Annotated in this window: 25 protein-coding genes; 18 read left to right on the plus strand and 7 right to left on the minus strand. The window is 63.2% G+C overall.

Going from position 1 to position 25,622, the window contains the following annotated elements:
• Positions 1–39: 39 nt before the first annotated feature.
• From LRQ04_RS07940 to LRQ04_RS07965, 6 genes are read left to right on the plus strand one after another with little or no spacing between them, the layout of a single operon-like run.
• Positions 40–606: a hypothetical protein gene (locus tag LRQ04_RS07940; RefSeq protein WP_235519219.1), complete on the plus strand. Its 567-nt coding sequence runs from the start codon at positions 40–42 to the stop codon at positions 604–606.
• Between the two features lie 10 nt (positions 607–616).
• Positions 617–1,450 carry an exodeoxyribonuclease III gene (locus LRQ04_RS07945; protein ID WP_235519220.1) on the plus strand — a complete coding sequence of 278 codons (834 nt, stop codon included), beginning with the start codon at positions 617–619 and terminating at the stop codon, positions 1,448–1,450.
• 21 nt (positions 1,451–1,471) lie between these two features.
• Positions 1,472–2,584 (plus strand): tryptophan--tRNA ligase, encoded by a 1,113-nt coding sequence (trpS, locus tag LRQ04_RS07950; RefSeq protein ID WP_235519221.1) that lies wholly within the window; start codon positions 1,472–1,474, stop codon positions 2,582–2,584.
• 4 nt (positions 2,585–2,588) lie between these two features.
• The gene (locus LRQ04_RS07955) at positions 2,589–3,266 is read left to right on the plus strand and encodes a 2'-5' RNA ligase family protein (RefSeq protein ID WP_235519223.1); all 678 of its coding nucleotides are present in this window, start codon (positions 2,589–2,591) and stop codon (positions 3,264–3,266) included.
• Positions 3,193–4,278 carry a YihY/virulence factor BrkB family protein gene (locus LRQ04_RS07960; protein ID WP_235519225.1) on the plus strand — a complete coding sequence of 362 codons (1,086 nt, stop codon included), beginning with the start codon at positions 3,193–3,195 and terminating at the stop codon, positions 4,276–4,278. The genes LRQ04_RS07955 and LRQ04_RS07960 overlap by 74 nt, the downstream gene beginning before the upstream one ends.
• 26 nt (positions 4,279–4,304) lie before the next feature.
• Complete coding sequence (locus LRQ04_RS07965) at positions 4,305–4,457, plus strand: DUF1269 domain-containing protein (protein ID WP_235519229.1); 153 nt, start codon at positions 4,305–4,307, stop codon at positions 4,455–4,457.
• 15 nt (positions 4,458–4,472) lie between these two features.
• On the opposite strand, the gene LRQ04_RS07970 is transcribed toward LRQ04_RS07965, so the two are convergent.
• Positions 4,473–6,566, minus strand: a complete 2,094-nt coding sequence (locus LRQ04_RS07970) for a hypothetical protein (protein ID WP_235519741.1) — start codon at positions 6,564–6,566, stop codon at positions 4,473–4,475.
• A 109-nt stretch (positions 6,567–6,675) separates the two neighbouring features.
• Positions 6,676–7,602, minus strand: coding sequence for a glycoside hydrolase family 43 protein (locus LRQ04_RS07975; RefSeq protein ID WP_235519230.1), 927 nt, complete (start codon positions 7,600–7,602; stop codon positions 6,676–6,678).
• Between the two features lie 110 nt (positions 7,603–7,712).
• Between LRQ04_RS07975 and LRQ04_RS07980 the strand changes: the two genes are divergently transcribed.
• Entirely contained in the window at positions 7,713–9,014 is a 1,302-nt protein-coding gene (locus LRQ04_RS07980) for an ABC transporter substrate-binding protein (protein ID WP_235519232.1), read from the plus strand.
• Positions 9,015–9,086: 72 nt separating this feature from the next.
• Here LRQ04_RS07980 and LRQ04_RS07985 read toward each other — a convergent pair whose 3' ends face one another.
• From LRQ04_RS07985 to sdhC, 5 genes are all read right to left on the minus strand, one after another.
• Positions 9,087–9,854, minus strand: coding sequence for an alpha/beta fold hydrolase (locus LRQ04_RS07985; protein WP_235519233.1), 768 nt, complete (start codon positions 9,852–9,854; stop codon positions 9,087–9,089).
• A gap of 117 nt (positions 9,855–9,971) precedes the next feature.
• Positions 9,972–10,754, minus strand: a complete 783-nt coding sequence (locus LRQ04_RS07990; RefSeq protein ID WP_211713080.1) for a succinate dehydrogenase iron-sulfur subunit — start codon at positions 10,752–10,754, stop codon at positions 9,972–9,974.
• Positions 10,754–12,553, minus strand: coding sequence for a succinate dehydrogenase flavoprotein subunit (sdhA, locus tag LRQ04_RS07995; protein ID WP_235519235.1), 1,800 nt, complete (start codon positions 12,551–12,553; stop codon positions 10,754–10,756). The genes LRQ04_RS07990 and sdhA overlap by 1 nt, the downstream gene beginning before the upstream one ends.
• A 111-nt stretch (positions 12,554–12,664) precedes the next feature.
• A complete protein-coding gene (locus LRQ04_RS08000) occupies positions 12,665–13,141 on the minus strand; it encodes a succinate dehydrogenase hydrophobic membrane anchor subunit (RefSeq protein WP_235519237.1) in 477 nt (158 codons plus the stop codon).
• 3 nt (positions 13,142–13,144) lie between these two features.
• Positions 13,145–13,525 carry a succinate dehydrogenase, cytochrome b556 subunit gene (gene sdhC / locus LRQ04_RS08005; protein ID WP_211713083.1) on the minus strand — a complete coding sequence of 127 codons (381 nt, stop codon included), beginning with the start codon at positions 13,523–13,525 and terminating at the stop codon, positions 13,145–13,147.
• 253 nt (positions 13,526–13,778) lie between these two features.
• Here sdhC and LRQ04_RS08010 point away from each other — a divergent pair, with 253 nt between their 5' ends.
• The 11 genes from LRQ04_RS08010 to LRQ04_RS08060 all read left to right on the plus strand — a co-directional run bounded on the left by LRQ04_RS08010 (position 13,779) and on the right by LRQ04_RS08060 (position 25,614).
• The gene (locus tag LRQ04_RS08010) at positions 13,779–14,912 is read left to right on the plus strand and encodes a mannose-1-phosphate guanylyltransferase (RefSeq protein WP_235519238.1); all 1,134 of its coding nucleotides are present in this window, start codon (positions 13,779–13,781) and stop codon (positions 14,910–14,912) included.
• 110 nt (positions 14,913–15,022) lie between these two features.
• Positions 15,023–16,228: an amidohydrolase gene (locus tag LRQ04_RS08015; RefSeq protein WP_235519243.1), complete on the plus strand. Its 1,206-nt coding sequence runs from the start codon at positions 15,023–15,025 to the stop codon at positions 16,226–16,228.
• A gap of 120 nt (positions 16,229–16,348) precedes the next feature.
• A complete protein-coding gene (locus LRQ04_RS08020; protein WP_235519245.1) occupies positions 16,349–16,783 on the plus strand; it encodes a MarR family winged helix-turn-helix transcriptional regulator in 435 nt (144 codons plus the stop codon).
• A 44-nt stretch (positions 16,784–16,827) separates the two neighbouring features.
• On the plus strand, positions 16,828–17,259 hold the full coding sequence (locus tag LRQ04_RS08025; protein ID WP_062066863.1) for an organic hydroperoxide resistance protein: 432 nt from the start codon (positions 16,828–16,830) through the stop codon (positions 17,257–17,259).
• The gene (locus LRQ04_RS08030) at positions 17,256–18,275 is read left to right on the plus strand and encodes an NADP-dependent oxidoreductase (protein WP_235519246.1); all 1,020 of its coding nucleotides are present in this window, start codon (positions 17,256–17,258) and stop codon (positions 18,273–18,275) included. Before LRQ04_RS08025 ends, LRQ04_RS08030 begins: the two co-directional genes overlap by 4 nt.
• 125 nt (positions 18,276–18,400) lie before the next feature.
• Complete coding sequence (locus LRQ04_RS08035) at positions 18,401–19,639, plus strand: BMP family protein (RefSeq protein WP_235519247.1); 1,239 nt, start codon at positions 18,401–18,403, stop codon at positions 19,637–19,639.
• 127 nt (positions 19,640–19,766) lie between these two features.
• On the plus strand, positions 19,767–21,284 hold the full coding sequence (locus LRQ04_RS08040; RefSeq protein WP_235519248.1) for an ABC transporter ATP-binding protein: 1,518 nt from the start codon (positions 19,767–19,769) through the stop codon (positions 21,282–21,284).
• Positions 21,277–22,617 carry an ABC transporter permease gene (locus LRQ04_RS08045; protein WP_235519250.1) on the plus strand — a complete coding sequence of 447 codons (1,341 nt, stop codon included), beginning with the start codon at positions 21,277–21,279 and terminating at the stop codon, positions 22,615–22,617. The genes LRQ04_RS08040 and LRQ04_RS08045 overlap by 8 nt, the downstream gene beginning before the upstream one ends.
• Complete coding sequence (locus LRQ04_RS08050) at positions 22,614–23,903, plus strand: ABC transporter permease (protein ID WP_235519257.1); 1,290 nt, start codon at positions 22,614–22,616, stop codon at positions 23,901–23,903. The genes LRQ04_RS08045 and LRQ04_RS08050 overlap by 4 nt, the downstream gene beginning before the upstream one ends.
• Before the next feature lie 2 nt (positions 23,904–23,905).
• Entirely contained in the window at positions 23,906–24,310 is a 405-nt protein-coding gene (locus tag LRQ04_RS08055) for a cytidine deaminase (RefSeq protein ID WP_235519258.1), read from the plus strand.
• On the plus strand, positions 24,307–25,614 hold the full coding sequence (locus LRQ04_RS08060) for a thymidine phosphorylase (RefSeq protein WP_235519259.1): 1,308 nt from the start codon (positions 24,307–24,309) through the stop codon (positions 25,612–25,614). The genes LRQ04_RS08055 and LRQ04_RS08060 overlap by 4 nt, the downstream gene beginning before the upstream one ends.
• The last annotated feature ends 8 nt before the right edge of the window (positions 25,615–25,622 follow it).

Raw genomic sequence — 25,622 nt, forward strand, 5'->3', positions numbered from 1 at the left:
CCGGCACAGGCACCATTGCTCTTTTGAGAGAATAGAGCCATGCAATCTCTCGGTGACCCGCGCCCGTCCACGTCCCCCGCCGGCAAAGGCATGTTCAAGGGCTTCCGCATCGGCGGCCTGGGGATGACCGTCGTCATCATCGCCTTCCTGGTGGCCGTCATCTTCGCGGCCAACAAGAACGACGTCGTGGGTTGGGTCGTCGCCGCAGTGGCCTTCGGCTGGCTGGCTCTGGCCACCTTCGTGGTGCTGAGCATTCGCAAGGCCGCGCAGCGGGCCGGGGCGAAGCTGAGCGAAGCGCAAGCTGCGTTCAACTCCGCAACCGGCCGCGCGCCGTCGTCGGGTGTTGCTGACAACGGCGGCACCCGCGTTGTCGCTGAGCGCAGCCAGGCAGACGAAGTCCGCGACCTCAAGCTGGACCACTCCTTCAAGATCGTGCAGGTGCAGGTGCGCGTGGTGGACGAGGAACGCGCCAAGGGAGCCGCTGCGGACCAGGACACCATCAACCGGGCACTGGAAACCATCGCCATCACGGCCACCAACGCCCGGGACATGATCAAGTCCCCAGGCGGCTCGGAGGAGCCCGTAGCCGGAACCATCATCGACTAGAGTGGACCGGGTGAGTACGGCATTGAAGAAGGATTTCCTTCGCATCGCATCAGTCAACGTCAATGGCCTGCGGGCTGCCTACAAGAACGGCATGGCGGAATGGCTGGAGCCCCGCGAGGTTGACATCCTGTGCTTGCAGGAAGTGCGGGCCCCTGATGACATCGTCAGGAAGCTGATCGGCGAGGGGTGGCACATCCTCCACACCGAGGCTGAAGCCAAGGGCCGGGCCGGAGTAGCCATCGCCTCCCGCCAGGAGCCCACAGCTACCCGCATCGGGATCGGCGACTCCTATTTCGATACCTCAGGCCGTTGGGTCGAGGCGGATTACACCGTGCAGACCGCTGCCGGCGACTTCACCACTCTTTCCGTCGTCAGCGCCTACGTGCACTCCGGCGAAGTGGGGACGCCCAAGCAGGACGACAAATTCCGTTTCCTGGATGCCATGGCCGTCAGGCTGCCCGAGCTCGCCAAGCACAGCGATCATGCCTTGGTGGTTGGCGACCTCAACGTCGGACACACAGAACTCGACATCAAGAACTGGAAGGGCAACGTCAAGCGTGCCGGCTTCCTCCCCGAGGAGCGGGCATACTTCGACCGCTTCCTCGGCGAAGAGATCGGATGGAGGGATGTCCACAGGGGCCTGGCAGGAAATGTCGCCGGCCCCTACACCTGGTGGTCCCAGCGCGGTAAGGCCTTTGACACTGACACTGGCTGGCGCATCGACTACCACCTGGCCACCCCGGGCCTTGCAGCAGCCGCTTTCTCGGCCGTTGTTGACCGGGCGCCTTCGTGGGACACCCGCTTCTCTGACCACGCACCGCTGGTAGTCGACTACCGGCTCTGAGCTTCCGAAGGTATTTTCTCCATGACCAGTTCCATCACGACTGAAACCGGCACCGCGGCCACAGAACGCGCCGCAGCGTCCACCAAGCTGGCCGTCGGCGCCAAGCACCGCGTTCTCTCAGGCATGCAGCCGTCCGCTGACTCCCTGCACCTGGGCAACTACCTGGGTGCCTTGGTCAACTGGGTCCGGATGCAGGACGAGTACGACGCCGTGTTCTTCATTCCGGACCTCCACGCCATCACCGTGCCGCAGGATCCGGCCGAGCTGGCCCGCCGCACCCGTGTTACGGCCGCGCAGTACATTGCAGGCGGCGTGGACGTGGACAAGTGCACGTTGTTCGTCCAGTCCCAGGTTCCTGAGCACGCCCAGCTGGCCTGGGTCCTGAACTGCATCACGGGCATGGGTGAAGCTGCCCGCATGACCCAGTTCAAGGACAAGGCACAAAAGCAGGGCTCGGACCACGCGAGCGTTGGCCTGTTCACGTATCCCATCCTGCAGGCCGCGGACATCCTGCTCTACCAGCCGCACGGCGTGCCCGTCGGTGAAGACCAGCGCCAGCACGTGGAGCTGAGCCGCGACCTCGCGAACCGCTTCAACAGCCGGTTTGGCGAGACGTTCCAGGTGCCCGAAGCCTTCATCCAGAAGGAATCGGCCAAAATCTACGACCTCCAGAACCCCACGGCCAAGATGTCCAAGTCTGCCGAATCACCGGCCGGGCTGATCAACCTCCTGGACGATCCCAAGACAGTGGCCAAGCGCATCAAGTCCGCTGTCACGGATACCGAAACTGAGATCCGCTACGACCGCGAAAACAAGCCTGGTGTTTCCAACCTGCTGACCATCTACTCGGCCATCAGCGGCACACCCGTGGAAAAGATCGTGGCCGACTACCAGGGCAAGATGTACGGCCACCTCAAGGTGGACCTCGCCGAGCTCGTCTCCACCCACCTCGCACCCATCCGGGAACGGGCCAACGAGCTCCTGGCGGACCCGGCAGAACTGGACCGCCTGTTGGCCCTCGGCGCGGACAAGGCCCGCGGGATCGCCTCAGCCACCCTGGCCGATGTCTATTCCAAGGTCGGCTTCCTGCCGTACCGCGGAGACGCCGTACACGGCGAGCAGGGAGTCCGCTAAGCCCATGTGCTCTGCTGGCCAGCTCAACGTCGAGACCGACGCCCGGAAGGGTGTCGGTCCGGACGATTCTCGCCAGCCGGCTGTCACCGGCGCCGATTGTGGTGCCGGTGACACCATGTGCGTGGGCGTGATTCTCGGCTTCCCGCCTGAGATCGCCCAAGAGCTCCAGGAATGGCGGGCATCGTTCGGTGATCCCATGGCGGCTGTCATTCCTGCGCACATCACCCTGATCACCACTACGCCCACCCAGGACTGGGCAGCAACCCGCGAGCACGTGCGGGCGGTCGCCAAAACGCAGGAACCGTTCAACATCACCATCTCGGGTACTGGTTCCTTCCGGCCCGTCTCGCCCGTGGTGTTCGTCAACGTCGAAGAGGGCTTTGAGGAGTGCGTGCAGCTGCACGAGAAGCTGCAAAGCGGCCCGCTTGAGCGGATGCTTCCCTTCCCGTACCACCCGCACGTCACGGTGGCCCACGACGTCGCCCAGAAGAACCTTGATGAGGCCGAAACGGTGCTCAGGGATTACCGGGCGACGTTCCCAGTGGTTAGCATGGGACTTTACGAGCACGACACCAATGGAATATGGCAGCTACGGGAAGAGCTCGACTTTGGCGGCGATACTGACGAGGAACAGCAAGCGGATCCAAGCCACGGCGGCGGACGCTCCTCCGCTGCCAACTGAGCTGGCCAAGCTCAAACTGGAGCTTCTGCATAAACGGCAGGAATTAGGCCACGCCAAGCGCTCCGGCGCGGGCTTCCCGGCCAGGGCAGGTGCATTCTTCGCCGTTTTCATGGCCAGGCTGAACACCAACCGCGCCATGCGCTCGTTCCAGCATTACTCGCGGCAGCACGGGCCTTTGCTCAGCGCGGGCATTGGCTTCAACATGTTCTTTTCGGTGACAGGTCTCCTCACTACCGGTTTCGCGATCGCCGGAATCGTCCTGGGCGGCAATCCGGTCCTCGAAGACGCCGTCATCAGCAGCGTGGCCGCCGCCGCTCCAGGGCTCCTGCAGGTCGACGGCGGTAAAGGGCTGGTGGATCCACAGACGCTGCTCAACCCGTCCGGGCTGGGGTGGACGGCGCTCATCGCGGCGGCGGTCACCATTTTCACATCCCTGGGTTGGATTGCCAGCGTCAGGGAAGGTCTTCGGGGGGTTTTGAACGCTGGCCCCCTGGTGCGAAATGTGCTCCTGCAGAAGGCCATCGACGCCGGTACGCTCCTGCTCCTCGGCGTCATCCTGGTGATCAGCGCCGGAGCCTCGCTGATCTTTGGAACCGCGGCGGACTGGTTCATCGGCTTGCTGAAGCTAAACGAGGAGGTGGCAGCGCCCATCGCCGCCACCGTCAAGATCGTGGTTCCGCTCCTTTTGAACTGCGCGACGGCGGCAGTACTGTTCCGTGTCGCCGCTGGCCTGAAGTTGGGGCGCCAGGCCTTCCTCGAAGGGGTGGCGCTGGCCGGGGTCGGAACCACCGTCCTCCAGTTCTTCAGCACCGAGCTCCTTGCCCGGTCCGGGAACAATCCCGTCCTGGCGTCGTTCGCCATCATCATCGGCCTGCTGATCTGGTTCAACCTGGTGAGCCAGGTTTATCTTGTTTCGGCGTCGTGGGCGGCGATCCGCGAGGCTGATGCCGAATCGGGGGAGGCGCCGCGCACGAAGGTCCTCGGTTCGCGCCGCGTAGCGCCCCGTACCTGACTCTTTTCTGGCCCCGGGAGGCGCGAATGAACAACCAGCTGTGGATCGCCTGTCTCGTCGGTGCTGCGGCAGGTCTCGTCGTTGGGCAGCTGATCTTCAACTCACCCTTCCTGGGCATCCTCATCGGTGTGGGGCTGGGGGCTCTTGTGGGTGCCGCCGTGGGTCCCCGCCGCAACTAAGAGCAACGCGGGAGGCTACGGGGCCTTGGCCAGCCCCTCCCACTTCACGGTCCAGTCCGAAGGGAATCCCGGGGCGTGCTGCTCAGGTCCGTTGTCCCAACCCGCTGCCATCAAAGCGACTGCAGCCAACAATCCGCCGTTGCCGGGAAGATACAACGGCAGGGAGTCGGTTTGGCGGTTGTGTCCATTGGCGAGGAACGTGTTCTTCCCGGCGTCCAGCAGGAGTGCGTCCACCGCAGCTTCCGGGTCCTCCAGCCGCGCAGCCGTCATGGCCATCACGGGGTAGTCCCAGCCCCACGTGCTGCCCCAATCCCAGTCGGCAAGCACAGCCGTCAGGGTTGCCCGCATGGTCGCTGGATCAATCACGTCCGTCTGCGGGAGGACGCCGAGTGCGCACAACATGGAGGGGTGGTCGGTGCGGATGGTGAACGGCTCGACGTCGATGGCCGCGTACACGTCGTCGATCACCCGTGGCTTGACCATGCCGTCCGCTACCACCGACCATTCCTCCACCGGTTCCAGGCCCAACCTCTCCCGCCAAGCGGCAGCTGTTCTGAGCCCCCACTGCCAGTACGCCAACTCGAAGGTGGGGTTGGCGACCGTAGCCCTGATGGAGCCGTAGCTTTCCTGGGCCGGCACGAGTGGAGGACCCAATTCAAAGCCGCGGGACGTGGGATGCGCGAAGCTGGCCATGAAGGCGGCCGACTCGAAAACAATCTCCTCGAACTCCTCCAGCACCTCGCGGCTGGGGTTGGCCCTATACACCAGCTCTGCGAGATAAATCGGGTGTGGCTGCTGCCAGAGGAGGAAGGTGCCAATGGTGCTGGGGCTTTCCCGGCCGTCCGGACCCACCTGCTTGGGCCATCGCACGCCGTCCAAACCCTGTGCCTTGGCGGTCTGCCGAGCGCTGTCCAGGACTGTGGAGTACCACCGCAGGGACGGCAGGAGCAGCTCCACCCGGTTCCAGTGCGCGAAATGCGCGGCATGCCACCAATGCATTTCCAGGTGGAAGCGGCCACGCCACGAGTTGCACACCAGCCCTGTTTCCTGCGGAGGCAACGAACCAGCGCAGTTGACCGCTGTCAGGTATTGCGACAACACAATCCTGCGTTCCAGTTCCTTCGCCCGGGGATCGTCCGTGGCCTCCAGTTCCAAGGCACCGCCGGAGGACCAGAACTGCGGCCAATACTGCGCGGAGGCGGCGATGACGATTCCAGCAGTTGAAAGCACGACGCCGTATCCCGCCGCCGCTTGGAGGCCGGGCTGGGGTGCCGCTGGGGTTGAGCGGATAGAGCCACGTGGAATGCAGTCGCCGTCTCCGGAAGGGGTGAAAAAGACGGCGAAGTCCAGCACGTCTGGAGCTCCCGGATCCCGGTCCTCCGCGGACACACGGATAGTGTGTTGCCCTGTCTGTTCAACTCCCAGACTGAGCCCGGTGATCAACGCCCGGTACCGGGAGTTGTCCAGTGCACGGAAGACCGGCCAAGCGGTCGTCCCTTGGTCATCGGCAGAGGACATGGGCACGCCCACAACGGTGGAATGTGCGTCCGGCCTGGTCCAGTCAGCGGCGTCATGCCAAGCTTCGGAACCGTAAGGGAAGTCCACGCCTATTACCAGGCCGGACCGGAGGGCGGGCGACTCAATGCGGAAGGCGACTTCGTCGCGGTACGGGTGGCACGCCGTCGTGATTTTGACGGGGTAACCGGCCAGTGTGAAGCGACTGGTAACCACGCCTGTCCACAGGTCCAGCGTTTGCTCGGCGTCTGTGATGTCCGCCTGGTCCAGCGGGCGTTCAGAGCCGTGATCCAGCCAGCGCAGTCCGATGCGGCCCAAGTCCAACCGGTGTGCGTTGGCCCGCAACCAGTTTTCTGCCTCTGACGTGCCCGTTTCCCGGTCGTTGACGATGTCGCCCACCATGTCCACGTAGGGGACAGGACCCCGTGGTGAGTCATACATGACGGTGGAACCTGCAAGGTCGTGCGGCTGCTCGGAGGGAACGGAGTGCCAGCCCCACTGCGCTTGGGTCCCCAGTAGGGTCCCCGGTGGCAGCTCGTCGCGTGCGCCAACGGGATAGGCGCCCGGAAACGACTGCAAGCCGGTCAGGTCCATGGTGAAGGCGAATTCGCCGTTGCCGACGGATACGGGGCTTCGCGGGTCGAGCTGGTGCTGCCGGACGTTGTGGCGGCGGACGAGTTTCTCGCGGTCGATGGGTTTGTTGTTACGCACGGTGCGGATCCCGTTCCTGGGTTGCTGGTTGGAGGACAACGGTGTCTTCAAGTTCCCGCAGTGGGAAGAATGCGGCCCGCTCATACGGAGTCTTGTTGGGTTGGGGGAGGGTAAGGAACAAGCCGCCGTCGAGCCTGCGGCCGATCATGCCGTGGCCGCCGTCGGTGTTCCACAGTGGTGCTTTCTCCTGGATCCATGGCCCAAGCACAGTCCCGGAGGTGCTGCGCGCTATGCCTATGGCATAGCCGTTGTCACCGAAGCTGGACCACAGCATGATCAGTTTGCCGCTGCTGAGCCGGAATAAGAACGGGCCATCGGTGACATGGACAGGAAACTCCCGGTCCTTTGCGGACGGAACATCCAAGGCCCGGGACCATGGCGCTTCCGAGGCGCTGAAGAGGAACACCGGCACGCCCTCGGCGGTCCTCAGGTCCGTGCTGAGGCGCTGGGCCATCATGGCGCCGTCATGTACCTGCTTCCATTCGTGGCAGAAGACCATCCACGGCGTCCCTTGCTGGTCCACGTGGAGGGTCCCGTCCAGGCACTGCCAGTTTGCCGGGGTGAGCGGACCGTCGCTCCACGGTTCGAATGGTCCTTCCGGCGCTTCCGCGGCAAGAACCTGGGTTCCACGGAGCCGGCCGGGTGCAATGAATGTGGTAAACATGAAGTACCGGCCTTGGTACTGGTGGACTTCGGGGGCCCAGTACTGTTCTTGGCTCCAGAATCCGGGGGACGGGCGGAAGGCTGCCACTGGTCCCTCCCAGTGGATCAGGTCACGGCTCCCGTAGCAATCGAAACCCGTTGCCTGGCCGGACCAGATGTTCCGGTCGGTACTGCCAAAGAGCAGATACCGCCCGGAGGCGGGCAGTGTTAGTACGAATGGATCCCTGATTTGGATGTCATCCAAGCTGTGCGACACGGTGGTTTCCTCTGCTGCAGATATAGTTCATGCCCCAAACTATTGACGAATATACACCGCCTTGATACGTTTCAGGAACCGTTTTCTTGAGTCTGAAAGAAGCTTACCCAATGGCGCGTAAATCTCTCCGTATCATCCAAAAATCCATCGCCTTCGCCGCCGCTCTCGGCCTGATGGGCCTCACTGCGGCCTGCTCCAGCCCGTCCTCAAACCAGCCGGAGAATGGCCCAGTGGAAATCAGGTTCTCCTGGTGGGGCAACGCAACCCGGGCGGACATCACCAGCAAAGCCATCAAGGAGTTCGAGGCCGCCAACCCCAACATCAAGGTGAAGCCCGAATACGGCGATATCAGCGGTTACTTCGACAAGCTCGCAACCCAGGTAGCTGCAAACGACGCTCCCGACGTCATTACCATGGGTGGAGCGTACCCCGCCGAATACGCAAACAGGGGAGCGCTGCTGGACCTTTCCAAGGTCAAGGATTCCCTGGACCTCTCTAAACTGGACCCGGGTGCCCTGGAGAATGGCCAGGTCAAGGGCGCGCAGTACGGGGTGTCCACCGGCGCGAACGCACTGGCAATTGTGGCTAACCCCGCCGTGTTCCAGGCGGCCGGCGTGGAACTTCCCGACGACACCTCATGGACCTGGGACGATTTCGCCAAGACCGCGAAGGACATTACCGATAAGAGCCCGAAGGGAACCTACGGTACAGCCACCGTCCTGACCCACGATTCACTGGACGCCTTCGCCCGGCAGCGCGGCAAGTCGCTTTACACGCAGGACGGACAGCTTGGCTTGGACAAGGGCACGGTTCAGGCCTACTTCGATTATTCGTTGAAACTCAGCGAAACCGGTGCGGCCCCCAGCGCATCGGAGACCGTTGAGAAACTCAATGTCAGCACCGAGCAGACGCTCATGGGCATGGGGCAGGCCGGGATGATGCTCACTTGGAGCAATTCGCTGACTGCGCTGAGCAAAGCCTCCGGTGCCGAGCTGAAACTGCTCAAGCTGCCGGGTGAGACGCCCACTCCCGGCATTTGGCTCCAGTCCTCGCAGTTCTACACCATCTCCGCCCGCAGCAAGCACACTGATGCAGCAGCCAAACTGGTCAATTTTCTGGTCAACAACGAGGCCGCGGCTAAGATCGTTCAAAGCGACCGCGGTGTGCCCAGCAATGCCGGCATGCGTACCGCCATTCAGGATCTCCTGACGCCACAGGGCAAGACCGAGGCAGCGTACATCGACCAGATCGGCAAGATGGAGTTCGCGCCGACGTTCATCGGTCCCACCGGTTCAACGGCGGTCTCCGAGATCACGGCCCGCATCAACACCGATGTCCTGTTCAAGCGGCTCACTCCCGAGAAGGCTGCGGAACAGTGGCTCAGCGAAAGCAAAGCCGCCATCGGCAAGTAGCCAAGAGCAACGCGGGGTCACTTTTGGCCCGTCCAGGGGTGGAGCATGGGCCACAAGTGACCCCGCGTTGCTTTAGGAGACTTCCAGGTAGGGGTCGGCCCACGCGGCAATGATTCGTGCAACCCGTGCTGCTTGGCCCTTCCCGGTGAGCAGGTGTTCGCTGCCCTCCAGGGAAATGAAGCTGCGGGGGTGCCGGGCGGTGCGGAAAATCTCGCTGGCGTTATCGATCCCCACCGTGTTGTCGGTGGGGGAGTGCATCACCATGAGCGGCTTGTGGAGGGTCCGGATGCAGTCGCGCAGGTCCGCCCGCTCCACATCCTCCACGAAGTGCCTGCGGACCTCCATGGGCCGTCCGCCCAGATCCACCACGGCACTGCCATCGCGCAGGATCGATTCGATCTCGGCGTCGAACATGTGCTCGACGTGCTTGGGTTCGTAGGGGGCACCAACGGTCACCACTGCGTTGAGCCCGGGGATATCGCGGGCCGCCGCCAGGACAGCGGCACCGCCGAAGGAGTGGCCTACCAGCAAAGAAATCGAGCGGCCCTGTTCGCGCATGAACCCGGCGGCCAGGATCGTGTCAGCCACCTTGACGCTGAACGAGCCCGCAGACCACTCTCCCTCGGATCCACCCAGGCCAAGGTTGTCGAAGCGCAGCATCCCGATTCCCTGCTCAGCAAGGCCCTTGCAGATGCGCGAGGCGGCGGGGCTGTCCTTGCCAAGGGTCAGGCCGTGCGAGTAAAGGCCCCAACCGCGGACGGGGCTCTCAGGGACATCCACGATGCCGGCCAGCGTGTCGCCGGTGCTTCCGGTGAAACTGATCTTCTCAGGGCGTGACACGCTGGTCTCCTTGTGGTGCGATAACCGGTTTGCTGACGGTGATTAACGACGACGGCGCCGGTCACCATGTGGGGTGAGCGGCGCCGTCGTCGTGCTGTTCTTTAAGGGAACGGCTAACTAGATCTTGCGTGCCAGGATGGCCTGCTTGACCTCGGCGATTGCCTTGGTCACCTGGATGCCACGGGGGCATGCTTCGGAGCAGTTGAAGGTGGTGCGGCAGCGCCACACACCTTCTTTGTCGTTGAGGATTTCCAGGCGCATGTCGCCGGCGTCATCACGGGAATCGAAGATGAAGCGGTGTGCGTTGACGATCGCTGCCGGACCGAAGTACTGGCCGTCGGTCCAGAAGACCGGGCAGGACGAGGTGCAGGCGGCACACAGGATGCACTTGGTGGTGTCGTCAAAGCGCTCACGGTCCTCGACGGACTGCAGGCGTTCCTTGGTGGGCTCGTGGCCCTTGTTGATCAGGAACGGCATGACTTCGCGGAAGGACTGGAAGAAGGGTTCCATGTCCACGATCAGGTCCTTCTCCACGGGGAGGCCCTTGATCGGCTCGACGGTGATGGGCTTGGACGTGTCCAGGTCCTTCAGCAGCGTCTTGCAGGCGAGGCGGTTGCGGCCGTTGATGCGCATGGCATCGGAACCACAGACACCGTGGGCGCAGGAGCGGCGGAAGGAAACAGTTCCGTCGATCTCCCACTTGACCTTGTGGAGGGCATCCAACACGCGGTCCGTGCCGTACATGGTCAGCTTGTAGTCGTCCCAGCGTGCCTCGTCCGAGATTTCCGGATCGTAGCGGCGTACGCGAAGCGTGATGTGGAACGTGGGGATTTCACCGTCGCCGGCAACGCTTGCCGGGAGCTCGATCTTGGAAGCGGGCTCTGCCATTTCGGTCGTCATTAGTACTTACGCTCCATCGGCTCGTAACGGGTGAAGATGACGGGCTTCGTCTCGAGACGGATGCCCGCAACAGATTCCGCCGAGGACGCGGCGGTGATGGTGTTGTCCAGGTAAGCCATGGAGTGCTTCATGAACTTTTCGTCGTCGCGGTCCGGGAAGTCCTCACGGTAGTGGCCACCGCGTGACTCTTCACGGTGCAGCGCACCGACGGTCATGACCTTGGCCATGTCCAGGAGGAAGCCCAACTCCACGGCTTCCAGGAGATCCAGGTTGAAGCGCTTGCCCTTGTCCTGGACCGTGACGTTCTTGTACCGCTCCTCGAAGGAAGCGATGTCACGGAGGACCTGCTCCAGCGATTCCTTGGTACGGAACACCTGCATGTTGGCGTCCATGGTGTCCTGCAGTTCCTTGCGGATCTGCGCAACACGCTCAGTGCCGTTTCCGGTGAGCAGGCGGTCCAGGATGCCACGGGTCATGGCTTCGGGGTCAGCCGGCAGCTCAACAAAGTCGGCCGTCTTGGAGTACTCCGCAGCGGCGATACCGGCGCGCTTGCCGAACACGTTGATGTCCAGGAGCGAGTTGGTGCCGAGGCGGTTGGAGCCGTGCACGGAGACACAGGCAACTTCACCGGCTGCGTAGAGGCCCGGCACGATCGTGTCGTTGTCCTGCAGCACCTCGGTGGTAATGTTCGTCGGAATGCCGCCCATGGCGTAGTGCGCAGTGGGGAACACGGGAACCGGATCCGTGAACGGTTCCACACCCAGGTAGGTGCGGGCGAACTCGGTGATGTCCGGAAGCTTGGCCTCGATGTGCGCAGGCTCAAGGTGGGTCAGGTCCAGGAGGACGTAGTCCTTGTTCGGACCACAGCCGCGGCCTTCGCGCACTTCGTTGGCCATGGCGCGGGCCACGATGTCACGGGGTGCGAGGTCCTTAATGGTGGGGGCGTAGCGCTCCATGAAGCGCTCACCCTCGGAGTTACGCAGGATGGCACCTTCACCACGCGCACCCTCGGTGAGGAGGATGCCCAGGCCGGCGAGGCCGGTCGGGTGGAACTGGAAGAACTCCATGTCTTCCAGGGGGATACCGCGGCGGAACGCGATGCCCATGCCGTCACCGGTGAGGGTGTGGGCGTTGGAGGTGGTCTTGAAGACCTTGCCGGCGCCGCCGGAGGCGAACACCACGGACTTGGCCTGGAAGACGTGCAGTTCGCCGGAAGCGAGGTCGTAGGAGACAACGCCTGCAACGCGCTTCTGCTTGTACGGCGTACCGTCTTCGCGTACTGCGTCTTCTTCGACGATCAGCAGGTCCAGGACGTAGTACTCGTTGTAAAACTCAACGTTGTGCTTGACGCAGTTTTGGTACAGCGTCTGCAGGATCATGTGGCCGGTACGGTCAGCTGCGTAGCACGCACGGCGGACAGGAGCCTTGCCGTGGTCGCGGGTGTGGCCACCGAAGCGACGCTGGTCAATGCGGCCCTCAGGCGTGCGGTTGAACGGCAGACCCATCTTTTCCAGGTCCAGCACGGCGTCGATGGCTTCCTTCGCCATGACCTCGGCTGCGTCCTGGTCAACCAGGTAGTCGCCACCCTTGATGGTGTCAAAGGTGTGCCATTCCCAGTTGTCTTCTTCGACGTTGGCCAGTGCTGCACACATACCGCCCTGTGCCGCACCAGTGTGCGAACGGGTGGGGTAGAGCTTGGTCAGTACCGCTGTGCGTGCGCGCTGACCGGACTCGATCGCGGCGCGCATGCCGGCGCCACCTGCACCGACAATGACGACGTCGTACTTATGGACCTGCATACCAGATGCTCTCTCTTTCAAAATTCAGATGGTCGGCGGAGGCTGCTCCGCTACGTCCGGCGAACCGGTTTACTCCAAGGAGGGACCGGACCGCCGCTGTGGCACAGCCCGCTACGGGGCCGGGCAGAATCCGCCAGGCAGCTGAACGCCGTCGACGACGGGGCACGGGTTGAAGGTGAAGATCACCAGAGTGCCCAGGATGATGATGACCAGGGTGGCCGCGTAAAGGACCATCTTGAGCCAGAAGCGAGTGGAATCCTTCTCGGCGTAGTCGTTGATGATGGTGCGGACGCCGTTGGTGCCGTGCAGCATGGCAAGCCACAGCATGGCCAGGTCCCAGAACTGCCAGAAGGGATCGGCCCACTTGCCGGCAACAAAGCCGAAGTCGATGGCGTGGATGCCCTCGCCCACCATCAGGTTCACGAAGAGGTGGCCGAAGATCAGCACCACCAGGACGATGCCGGAGAGGCGCATGAAGAGCCAGGCGATCATCTCGAAGTTGCCGCGGCTGGAACCGCTGCGGTTGTACTTCGGCGCGATCTTGCCGCTCCCGATTTTCCCGCTGCGCGGGGATTCGATGGTTGTCATGGCTTAGTGGCCTCCCAGCGCAAGGGAAAGGTGGCGGATGGCGAAGCCGGCGAACGTGACCAGCCACAGTGCAAGCACGATCCACAGCAGCTGGCGCTGGTACTTCGCGCCCTTCTTCCAGAAATCGATGGCGATCACACGCAGGCCGTTGAAGGCGTGGAAGATAATCGCTGCGACCAGGCCCGTTTCACCCAGGGCCATCAGGGGGTTCTTGTATGCGCCGATGACGGCGGTGTAGGCCTCAGGGGACACGCGCACCAATGAGGTGTCCAGCACATGGACCAACAAGAAGAAAAAGATCACTACACCGGTAATACGGTGTCCAACCCAGGACCACATGCCTTCACGGCCGCGGTACAAGGTGCCAGCTGGTTTTGTCGGCACTGATTAAACCTTCCTGCAACACAGCGGCGCTGGCATGGGATCCATGCGGGGGGAACGCCTGCTGCGAGAGCACTCGTAGCTCACGCCTAAATCTAGGCTTCGCTCACAGCATATTCAATTTAGGACGGACTTCTCTGCTTGTTAATTCCATGTTTCCTGCCCGGATTCAGGCAATTTTGGGAACTGCCTGAGACGAACGCCACATGCGTGGCGTTCTGCGGGGCTTCCTGCTTGCACAGGATAAAGTGTTGCGGTGAGTACAGAAGACGCGAAATACCCGGAATCGCCATTGGACCGCTTTCACGCGGTCATTCCGGCGGGCGGTGTGGGGACCCGGCTGTGGCCACTCTCGCGTGCCGCTGCGCCCAAGTTCCTCCACGACCTGACCGGTTCGGGCAGCACGTTGTTGAGGGCCACCTATGACAGGCTCGAGCCGCTGGCCGGAGACCGCGTGCTGGTGGTCACCGGTGAAGCGCACCGTGCCGCTGTGTGCCGCCAACTGCCTGAGGTAGGGGATGACGAGCTCGTCCTCGAAAGCGAGCCCAAAGACTCCGGCGCTGCCATCGGGCTGGCCGCCGCGATCCTGCACCGCCGCGATCCGGAGACCATCATGGGTTCCTTCGCCGCAGACCAGGTCATCAGCCCGGACGACCTTTTCCAGGAGGCCGTGCGTGAGGCGATCCATACAGCTGCCAAGGGCAAGATCGTCACCATCGGCATTAAGCCCACGCACCCGTCAACGGGCTTCGGCTATATCCGCTCAGGCGCGGCCCTGAACGTCGAGGGTGCCCCCAATGCCATGGCCGTGGCCGAGTTTGTTGAGAAGCCCAGCCAGGAAGTGGCCAACAAGTACTTCGAAGCCGGGGACTACGTCTGGAACGCGGGCATGTTCGTTGCGCCTGTCGCACTCATGCTGAAGCACCTCGAAGCGAACCAGCCGGTGCTCTTCGCGGGGCTGCAGGAGATCGCCGAAGCGTGGGACACGCCCCAGCGCGACGAGGTCAAGGCCCGTGTCTGGCCAACCTTGCCCAAGATCGCCATCGACTACGCCGTGGCTGAGCCCGCAGCGGAAGCTGGGGACGTCGCCGTCGTGCCTGGCACTTTCCGTTGGGACGACGTCGGCGACTTCGCCGCAATCGGTCGCCTGAACAACGCCGGCGACGTCGACGAAGTCACCGTTCTGGGTGAGGGCGCCCGCGTCTTCGCGGAGAATGCCAGCGGCGTGGTGGTTTCCGACACCAAGCGCGTCATTGCCCTGATCGGCATCAAGGACGTGGTCATCGTGGACACCCCCGACGCCTTGCTGGTGACCACGAAGGAGCACGCGCAACTGGTCAAGGGCACCGTCGACGCCCTCAAAGCCAGCGGCGACACGGACGTGCTGTAACGCATCTGCTTATACCGTGAGCCACCTCTTTGGTTGCCCTGCGTCTGAACGCAGCGTAACCAAGAGGTGGCTTTCGTTCTTCGGGGGCCGCGCATGGCTAGAGTTGTGACGTGCGCAATTACACGACTGAAACCGAGCCCACTCCCGTTGTTGGTCCGTGGGTTGACGAATTCCTGCCCGGACTCATCGAATTCCGGCGTGACCTCCATGCGCACCCTGAACTGTCCTTCAAGGAATTCAGGACCACCGACAAGCTCGTAGAGCGCCTCGAGGCAGCGGGCCTGAAGCCACGCCGGCTCGAGGGCACCGGGCTCACTGTGGATGTTGGCGAAGGGCCCATTGCCACAGCACTCCGCGGCGACATTGACGCCCTGCCCATCATCGAGGAGACCGGCCTTCCGTTCGCTTCGAAGAATCACGGCGTCACCCACGCCTGCGGGCACGACATCCACACCACCACCATGCTGGGCATTGCCCTGGTGTTGCACCGGATGCACAAGAACAATCCGTTGGGCGGCACGGTACGCATCATTTTCCAGCCCGCCGAGGAAACCATGCCCGGAGGCGCCTTGTCCTGCATCGAGCAGGGTGTGCTGGAAGGGGTTCCCCGTATCCTGGCGCTGCACTGTGATCCCCGGATCAACGTGGGCCAGATTGGCACCCGCATTGGTGCGATCACGTCGGCGTCGGACACCATCAAAATTGAACTTTCCGGGCGTGGCGGACACACGTCACGGCCGCACCTGACCGAAGACCTGGTCTTCGCTTTGTCGCAGATCGCCATCAACGTCCCGGCTGTTCTTTCCCGCCGGGTGGATGTCCGCAGCGGTGTTTCAGTGGTGTGGGGCCAGATTTCTGCCGGATCGGCTCCTAACGCCATCCCGGCGTCCGGCTACATGGCCGGCACCATGCGCTGCTTGGACCGGGACGCCTGGCACAGTGCCGGCGAGTTGCTGGACGACGTCGTCAAGCAGGTGGCAGCACCCTACGGCGTTGATGTGCACCTGGAACACACCCGCGGAGTGCCGCCGGTGGTCAACTCCGAGCATGAGACCGCCCTGATCGAGGCTTCCGCGCGGGCGGAACTTGGCGAGAACGCCGTGGTCCTGACCCCGCAGTCCATGGGCGGAGAAGATTTCGCGTGGTTCCTCGCGGATCTTCCCGGAGCCATGATGCGGCTTGGGACGCATACCCCTGGCGGCGAGGAGTATGACCTTCACCGCGGCGATTTCATTGTGGATGAGCGTGCGCTTGGATACGCGGTGCGGGTCCTTACCGGCGCTGCCCTGCGGACAATCCGCGACCTGGAGTCCTAACCTCAACCAAGCCGTCAAGCGCGTTCTTTCCCCTCAAAAACTCGCTTATCGGCAAGCTGTTCGGGTTAGTGTCGGCCAATTGAGTTGTGCACAATTGAATTGTGCACTATCGTTTTATTCATGAGTGATGCTCCCCGCCTCCGCCACCAGGTCTGCTTTGCGTTGTATTCGGCGTCCAAAGCAGCCACAGCGGTCTACCGCCCCGTGCTGGAGGACCTGGGCCTGACCTACCCGCAGTATCTGGTCATGCTGGTGCTGTGGGAGCAGGAACCGCGCAGCGTCCGCGAACTGGGCGCCGAACTGGGCCTCGATTCCGGCACGCTTTCGCCGCTCCTCAAGCGCCTTGAGGGCCTGGGCCTGGTGGAGCGTAAGCGGTCCTCTCAGGACGAGCGCCGGGTTGACGTTGTGCTGACCGACGCCGGCAGGGAACTCAGTGCCCGCGCCCAGGCCGTGCCCCAGGCATTGACCGATGCCGCTGGACTGTCCGCCGCGGAGATCCAGCAACTCCACGCCACGCTCGGCAAGCTCACCACGGCCTTGAACAGCTCACTCTAAGAATTTTCCCAAGCCACCCATTACCGAAGAGAAACGGAACCACCATGAAGACTCTTTACACTGCTGAGGCCCTGGCCTCCGGCGAAGGCCGTGACGGCAACGCCCGTACCAACGATGGCAAGCTGGACGTCGCCCTCGCCAGCCCCAAGGAGCTTGGCGGCAATGGCGAAGGCACCAACCCGGAGCAGCTCTTCGCTGCCGGTTACGCTGCCTGCTTCCACTCTGCGCTTCGCCTGGTGGGCCGCAAGGAGCGCGTGGACCTGACGGACTCTGCTGTCGCGGCCAGGATCCACATCGGCGCACTGACGGACAGTGAAGGCTTCGGCCTCGCCGCTGAACTGGAAATAGCGTTGCCCGCCCTGGACCGTGAAACGGCCGAGCAGCTCATGCACAAAGCGCACCAGGTGTGCCCCTACTCCAACGCCACCCGCGGCAACATGGCCGTAGACCTCAAGCTCGTGGAGTTCGCAGCATGAGCGCCGTTTCCACTCCCGCAGAGACCCGCGAAATCCAGCTGGCATCCCGTCCCGTAGGCCGCCCGGCACAGGAGAACTTCCGCCTGGCCACGGCCGGACTGCCTGAACTCGGCGAAGGACAGATCCTGGTCAAGAACCAGTTCATGTCCGTGGACCCCTACATGCGTGGCCGCATGAACGACGTGAAGTCCTACTCGGCTCCGTTCCAGATCGATGCAGCGCTCGACGGCGGTGCCGTGGGTGAGGTGATTGCGTCCCGTTCGGAAGCGCACAAGGTGGGGGACGTCGTCGTGCATTCCCTCGGATGGCGCGAACACGCAGTGGTGGATGCCGCAGCGACCACCCCGGTTCCCAGTGGGCTTGCACCCACCTCCGCATTCCTCGGCGCATTGGGCATGACGGGCCTGACTGCCTACTCCGGCCTGCTGAAGGTGGCGGAGTTCAAGGAAGGCGACGTCGTGTTCGTCTCCGGCGCGGCAGGGGCTGTTGGCTCCATGGTGGGCCAGATCGCCAAGGCCATGGGCGCGTCCAAGGTGATCGGTAGCGCCGGGTCGGCCGAGAAGGTTGCCCGGTTGCTGGAGTTGGGCTTCGACTCTGCGTTCAACTACAACGACGCCCCGGTGCTTGACCAGCTCCGCGAGGCGGCGGGGGAGCGCGGCATCGACGTCTACTTCGACAACGTCGGTGGCGAACACCTCGAAGCAGCTTTGGCCACCCTGACGGTGGGCGGACGTGTGGCCATGTGCGGCGCGATCGCCCAGTACAACTCGACCGAGCCGCCGGTTGCTCCCCGCAACCTGGCCGTCGCTATCGGCAAGCAGCTGACCTTGCGCGGTTTCCTGGTGGGCGGACAGCGCCAGCACGCGGCCGAGTTCGCGCAGAAGATGGCCGGTTGGCTTGCCGATGGCAGCGTCAGCTACGACGAGACGATTGTCGATGGCCTGGAAAACGCACCGCAGGCCTTCATTGACCTGCTGGACGGAGCAAACACCGGAAAGATGCTCGTCCGGCTCTAGCAACGCGGATTTACCAAGCAGTAGCCGGGTGTGACTTGCGCACCCGGCTACTGCTTGGTAACAAAAGGTCAACAATCTGCCCTCGGGGACCGCGATGTGCTATCCGGGTGTGTTTTAGGACACTAGTGTTGTTTCCATCAATGCGCCTAGGCGCAGCTGCGAGCATCAGTGAAAACAGAATTTCTGCCTCAGGTATAGGAAACGGACACTCATTGACCATCCGTCGTAGCGCCAATCACTTTCTTCCTGGAGGAAAATTGAAGAAACCACTGCGTGCCACCCTGAAGCGCGGTTCAATGGCCGGTGTTGCAACCGTCGGCGCAGCAGCGCTCCTGCTGACCGGCTGTGGCCAGGCTCCCGACGCCGGATCCGGTGCCGCCACCAAGAGCGACTATGTGGGATGCATCGTCTCCGACTCCGGTGGATTCGATGACCAGTCCTTCAACCAGTCCTCTTTCGAAGGCCTCAAGAAGTCCGAGAAGGACCTTGGCATCACCATGAAGTCCGCCGAATCCAAGGCCAACAGCGACTTCGAGACCAACCTCAACGGCATGATCTCCGCTGGCTGCAACCTTACGGTCACCGTCGGCTTCCTCCTGGGCGATGCCACCAAGGCCGCTGCAGAGAAGAACACTGACAAGCACTTCGCGATCATCGACTACACGTACGAGACTCCGATCGCCAACGTGAAGCCGGTTGTCTACGACACCGCGCAGGCCGCCTACCTGGCCGGCTACGCTGCTGCGGCCACTACCAAGACCGGCAAGGTTGGTACCTTCGGCGGCATCAAGATCCCCACGGTCACCATCTTCATGGACGGCTTCTACGACGGCGTCCAGGCCTACAACAAGGCAAAGAACAAGTCCGTCCAGGTTGTCGGCTGGGACAAGAAGACCCAGGACGGCTCGTTCACGGGAGACTTCGAAAAGCAGGACACCGGCAAGCAGGTCACCATCAACCTGCTGGACCAGGGTGCGGACATCGTGATGCCCGTTGCCGGCCCGGTCGGCAAGGGTGCAGGCGCTGCGCTGAAGGAAGCCAAGGCAGCCGGTAAGGACGTCAAGCTCATCTGGGTTGACTCCGATGGCTACCTCACGGCTCCCGAGTACAAGGACCTCATGCTGACCTCCGTGGTCAAGAAGATGGACGAAGCTGTGGAGACCGTGGTGAAGGACGACAAGGACGGCAAGTTCAGCAACACGGCCTACGTTGGCACGCTGCAGAACGACGGCGTTGCCATTGCTCCGTTCCACGATCTCGACTCCGCTGTTTCCGCTGACACCAAGAAGGAACTCGATGCCCTGAAGGCGGACATCGTCTCCGGCAAGCTGGTTGTCGAATCGGCAGCGAGCCCCAAGAAGTAAACAATTCCTGAACGCGCCGCCAGTACCGTGCCCCGGTACTGGCGGCGCGTTTTTGCCCTGACTAGGCTGAACCCAAGCCACGGCTTGTGGGCAGTAAAGTCCCTCGGACTCACAGAACGGTGGAGTTGTGAAACTCGAATTGAAGGGGATCTCGAAAGCCTTCGGGACCTTCTACGCCAACCAAGACATTGACCTCGTGGTCGAATCCGGACAGATCCATTGCCTCCTGGGCGAAAACGGGGCCGGCAAATCGACCCTCATGAACGTGCTCTACGGGCTCTACGAGCCCACTGCCGGCCACATCCTGGTGGATGACAAACCCGTCAGCTTCCGCGGCCCCGGCGACGCCATGGCGGCGGGCATTGGCATGGTGCACCAGCACTTCATGCTGGTTCCCGTCTTCACGGTCGCAGAAAACGTGGCCCTCGGCGCTGAACCAACAACATTCGGCGGCGTCCTGAGCATCGACGAAACCCGCAGGAAGATCCGGGAGATCTCCGACAGGTACGGTTTCGATGTTGATCCCGACGCCCTCGTTGAGGACCTCCCCGTAGGGGTCCAGCAGCGCGTTGAAATCATCAAGGCACTGGTGCGCGAAGCCAAGGTGCTCATCCTCGACGAGCCCACGGCAGTGCTGACACCCCAGGAAACCGATGAACTCCTGGACATCATGCGGCAGCTCAAAGCGGGCGGCACGTCCATTGTCTTCATTTCGCACAAGCTCCGCGAAGTGAAGGCTGTTTCGGACGTCATCACCGTCATCCGCCGCGGCAAAGTGGTGGGCGACGCCCCTCCCACGGCATCCGCTACCGAGCTGGCCTCCATGATGGTGGGCCGGCCTGTCAGCCTGAGCCTGGACAAAGCACCGGCACAGCCGAAGGAAACCACGTTCGTCGTGGAGAACCTGACGGTGCGTGCGGCCAACGGCACCAACGTGGTGGATGGCATCAGCTTCGACATCGCCCAAGGTGAGATCCTCGCCGTCGCCGGCGTCCAGGGCAACGGCCAAACCGAACTGACGGAAGCGATCCTGGGCGTGCAGGAGCACGTGACCGGATCCGTGACCCTGGACGGCAAGCAGTTGCTTGGCTTGCCGGTCAAGGATGTGCTGCGGTCCGGCGTCGGCTTCGTCCCGGAGGACCGCACCGTGGACGGACTCGTGGGTCCGTTCTCGGTGGCCGAGAACCTGGTGCTTGACCTCTACGACCAGGCCCCGTTCGCCAGTGGCATCAGCATGAAGCCCGCCAAGGTCGCCGAGCACGCCAAAGCCAAGATCGAGGAGTTCGACATCCGGACCCCTTCGGCCGGTTCGGCTGCAGGAACACTGTCCGGTGGCAACCAGCAGAAGGTCGTCATGGCGCGGGAACTGTCCCGCCCGTTGCGCCTGTTCATCGCAAGCCAACCCACCCGCGGCGTGGATGTGGGCTCCATCGAGTTCCTGCATAAGCGCATCGTTGCCGAGCGGGATGTCGGAACACCGGTGATGATCGTATCCACTGAGCTTGATGAAGTCATTGAGCTCGCAGACCGAATCGCGGTGCTGTACAAGGGCAAGCTCGTGGGCATTGTCCCCGCGGGCACTCCCCGGGACACCCTCGGCTTGATGATGGCCGGCGTCGGCCCGGAAGGAGGCTCCGATGACTGAGAAGGATCAGGCTCAGAGCGATCAGACCCCCGCTGAATCCACGGCGGAAGTTCGTGCCGCGGACGTCTCGCTTGATACTGCCGGCGGAATGCTGGAACCGTCCATTGTTCCGGTGTCCTCCCAGAGCGGAGACTCGGGCCACCAGCAGGGCAGCGTCATGCGCCGCATCGTCATGGGCAATGGCTTCGTCTCCGTCCTGGCGGTCATCGTCGCGCTCTTCCTGGGTGGCCTGCTGATTGCCAGCACGGACAGCCAGGTCGCCAAGACCGCCGGCTACCTCTTCGCGAGGCCCACGGACTTCCTGAGTGCCTTGTGGGCTGCAATGACCGAGAGCTACGGCGCACTCTTCCAAGGCTCCGTTTTTAGTCCCCGCGAAGGCTTCAAGCCCATCCTGGAAACCATGACCGTTGCCACCCCGCTGATCTGTGCGGGCCTTGGCGTGGCCTTGGCGTTCCGTGCGGGCCTGTTCAACATCGGTGCCCAGGGGCAGATCATTATCAGCGCCACCCTGGCAGCCTACGTGGGCTTCGCATGGCACCTGCCGTTCGGCCTGCACCTGCTGGTGGTCCTCATCATGGGTGTCCTGGGCGGCGCGGTGTGGGGTGCGATCGTTGGCATCCTCAAGGCCCGGACCGGTGCGCATGAGGTGATCGTGACCATCATGCTGAACTACGTGGCGTTGTTCCTGTTGGACTTCCTCCTGAACACGGCGGCATTCCGCCGTCCGGGGGACAACAGCCCCATCTCGCCGCGCCTTGACGAGTCGGCCACCTACCCTGTGCTCATCCCGGGCTCCAGGCTCCACCTTGGCTTCCTCGTGGCAGTGGCACTGACCTACGGCGTGTGGTGGCTGCTCAACCGGTCAACCATCGGCTTTGAATTCCGTGCCGTCGGTGCGAACCCCATCGCAGCAAGGACCGCCGGCGTCAGGGTATCCCGCGCCACCATCCTGGTGATGGCCATGGCCGGCGCGTTGGCTGCGTTCGGCGGCGTCGCCCAGGTTGCCGGTACCGAAAAGGTACTGACAGGGGGCGTCGCAGCCCAGATCGGCTTCGACTCCATCACCGTGGCCCTGCTTGGCCGCAGCACGCCGTGGGGGACATTCTTCGCTGGCTTGCTGTTCGGTGCGTTCCGCGCTGGAGCCGTGCAGATGCAGATCCAGACGGGCACACCCATCGATATCGTGCTGGTGGTGCAATCGCTGATTGTCCTGTTCATCGCGGCGCCGCCGCTGATCCGGTCCATCTTCAGGCTTGAACCCAAGAAGAAGACCAAGACACCCAAAGCGGCCCCGAAGGCTGCCCTTGCCAACGCCACCGGAGGTGCCAAGTGAGCGCTACGACCACCGCTCCCAGGGCGGGAGCAACAGCCCTGCCTGCGTTCAGGCCGTCCATGAAAGTCCCCATCTCACTTGGCGTCCTGGCGCTGATAGCCCTGGTCTTCTTTGGATTCCTGGGCCCGGACAAGACCGCCGAGATGAAGATCAGCGACTCCGGGGATGCCGTAGTCGTGCCGGCCTTGATGATCCCGGGCCAGGTGGGCGGAGTTGTCCTGGGCATTCTCCTGCTCGCCATGGCGGCCTACTCGATCTATTTGTGGACGCGGGGGGAGCGCTCACCGAAGTGGCTGCCTATCGCGTTTGCCGTGGTGTTCGTGTTTGCCTTGCTGGTGTGGATCGTGGCAGGTGCACGCCAGCCGTCCATCTCGTTGGCCGGCCTCGTCGCCGGGTCGGTGACGCTGGCCGTACCCTTGGTTTTCGGTTCGTTGTCGGGCGTCCTGTGTGAGCGGGTCGGCGTGGTCAATATCGCCATCGAGGGCCAGCTCCTGGGTGGCGCATTCACCGCGGCCTTGGTGGCAACCATTACCGGCAGCCCCTACATCGGCCTGATCGCTGCCGCTGCCGCAGGTGCCGCAGTGTCCATGGTCCTGGCCGTGTTCAGCATCAAATACCTGGTCAACCAGATCATTGTTGGCGTGGTGCTCAACGTCCTGGTCTCCGGGCTCACCGGCTTCCTTTTCGGCACCCTGATGGTGCCCAACAAGGAGCAGTTCAACACCCCGGGCCGCCTGGACATCCTTCCGATCCCGCTGCTTTCTGACATCCCCATCATCGGACCGATCCTGTTTGAGCAGTCCATCGCCGGCTACCTGATGTACGTCGCGGTGGCCGTGGTCTGGTTCGGCCTGTTCAAGACCCGGTGGGGGCTTCGCGTCCGTGCCGTCGGCGAACACCCGCAGGCGGCGGACACGTTGGGCATCAACGTCAACGCCACCCGGTTCTGGAACGTCACCCTGGGCGGTGCCATCGCCGGTATCGGGGGTGCGGTGTTCACGCTGGTCACCATCGATTCCTTCACCAAGGACATCTCCGGTGGCCGTGGCTTTATCGCCCTGGCAGCGCTGATCTTTGGCCGGTGGAACCCGATCGGTGCCTTCCTGGCTTCGCTGCTGTTCGGCTTTGCCTACAACCTGCAGTCCATCCTGGGCATCATCGGTACCCCCGTTCCGAGCCAGTTCATGGCCATGCTGCCGTACCTGGTGACCATCTTCGCCGTCGCCGGTTTGGTGGGTAAGTCGCGGCCACCGGCCGCAAGCGGCATACCGTACGTGAAGGGTTGACCATGCCGGCAAGCAACGTCGACTGGGGCGCCCTGGAAGATGCCGCGAAGCGGGCCATGGAGCATGCCTACGCGCCGTATTCGAAGTTTCCGGTGGGGGCTGCGGCCCTTACCGAGGACGGGCGGATTATCAGTGGCTGCAACGTGGAGAATGCCAGCTATGGCCTGACCCTTTGCGCAGAATGTGCTCTCGTGGGACAGCTCCATATGACCGGTGGCGGCAGGATCGCCGCGTTCTACTGCGTGGACGGCCAGGGCAACGTCCTCATGCCGTGCGGGCGTTGCCGCCAGTTGCTCTACGAATTCCGGGCACCGGGCATGCAGCTCATGACAACGCAGGGCATCAAATCCATGGACCAGGTGCTGCCTGACGCCTTTGGTCCCGAACATTTGGAGGAAACCGCGTGACCACAGAAGCGTTTGACGCCGTCCAGATTATTTCCATCAAGCGGGACAAAGGGACGCTGACTCCCGAGCAGATCGACTGGACCATCGACGCCTATACCCGTGGTGTGATCGCCGATGAACAGATGGCGGCCCTGAACATGGCCATCCTGCTCAACGGCATGGATCGCGCCGAGATTTCGCGGTGGACATCTGCCATGATCGCCTCGGGCGAGCGGATGGACTTTTCGTCGCTGACAACGCCCGACGGCGGCCGGAAGGCTACCAGCGACAAGCACTCCACCGGTGGAGTCGGGGACAAGATCACCCTGCCGCTGGCACCGCTCGTGGCGGTCTTCGGCGTCGCGGTCCCGCAGCTCTCGGGCCGCGGCCTGGGCCACACCGGCGGCACCTTGGACAAGCTCGAGGCCATTCCCGGCTGGCGGGCCAACTTGAGCAATGACGAGATCATGGCACAGCTCCAGGACGTGGGTGCGGTTATTTGCGCAGCCGGTTCCGGGCTCGCGCCGGCGGACAAGAAACTGTACGCACTGCGCGACGTCACGGGGACCGTGGAAGCCATTCCACTGATTGCCTCGTCGATCATGAGCAAGAAGATCGCGGAAGGCACTGGCTCGCTGGTGCTGGACGTCAAGGTGGGTTCGGGCGCATTCATGAAGGATGAGGCACGGGCACGGGAGCTCGCTGAGACGATGGTGGCCCTGGGGAAGGATGCCGGAGTCCACACCGTGGCACTGATCACCGACATGTCCACTCCGCTGGGCCTGACCGCGGGCAACGCGATCGAGGTTGAGGAGTCGGTGGAGGTCCTTGCCGGCGGCGGTCCGGAAGACGTCGTCGAACTGACTGTCCGGTTGGCCGAGGAGATGCTCGCCGGTGCGGGCATCCACGACGCCGATCCCGCAGCCGCCCTCAAGGACGGCCGGGCCATGGACGTGTGGAACAGGATGATCGAAGCCCAGGGCGGGGATCCCCGGGCTGCGCTGCCTGTGGCCAAGGAATCCGAGGTTGTCTACGCACCCGCTGACGGCATCCTGATGGAGCTGGATGCGCTCTCTGTGGGTGTCGCCGCTTGGCGCCTTGGTGCCGGACGGGCCCGCAAGGAGGACCAGGTCCAGGCCGGAGCAGGCGTCCGCTTGCATGCCAAGCCGGGTGCCCTGGTGCGCGCCGGCGAGCCCCTGATGACGCTGCTCACGGACACCCCGGAAAAGTTCGACCGCGCCAAGGAAGCACTCCAGGACGCGGTGGTGATTGCGCCCGAGGGATCACGTCCGGCGCATCAGCTCATCATCGACCGCATCGCCTAGGCTTAATT

The organism is Paenarthrobacter sp. AR 02 (assembly GCF_021538675.1).
Taxonomy (GTDB): Bacteria; Actinomycetota; Actinomycetes; order Actinomycetales; family Micrococcaceae; genus Arthrobacter.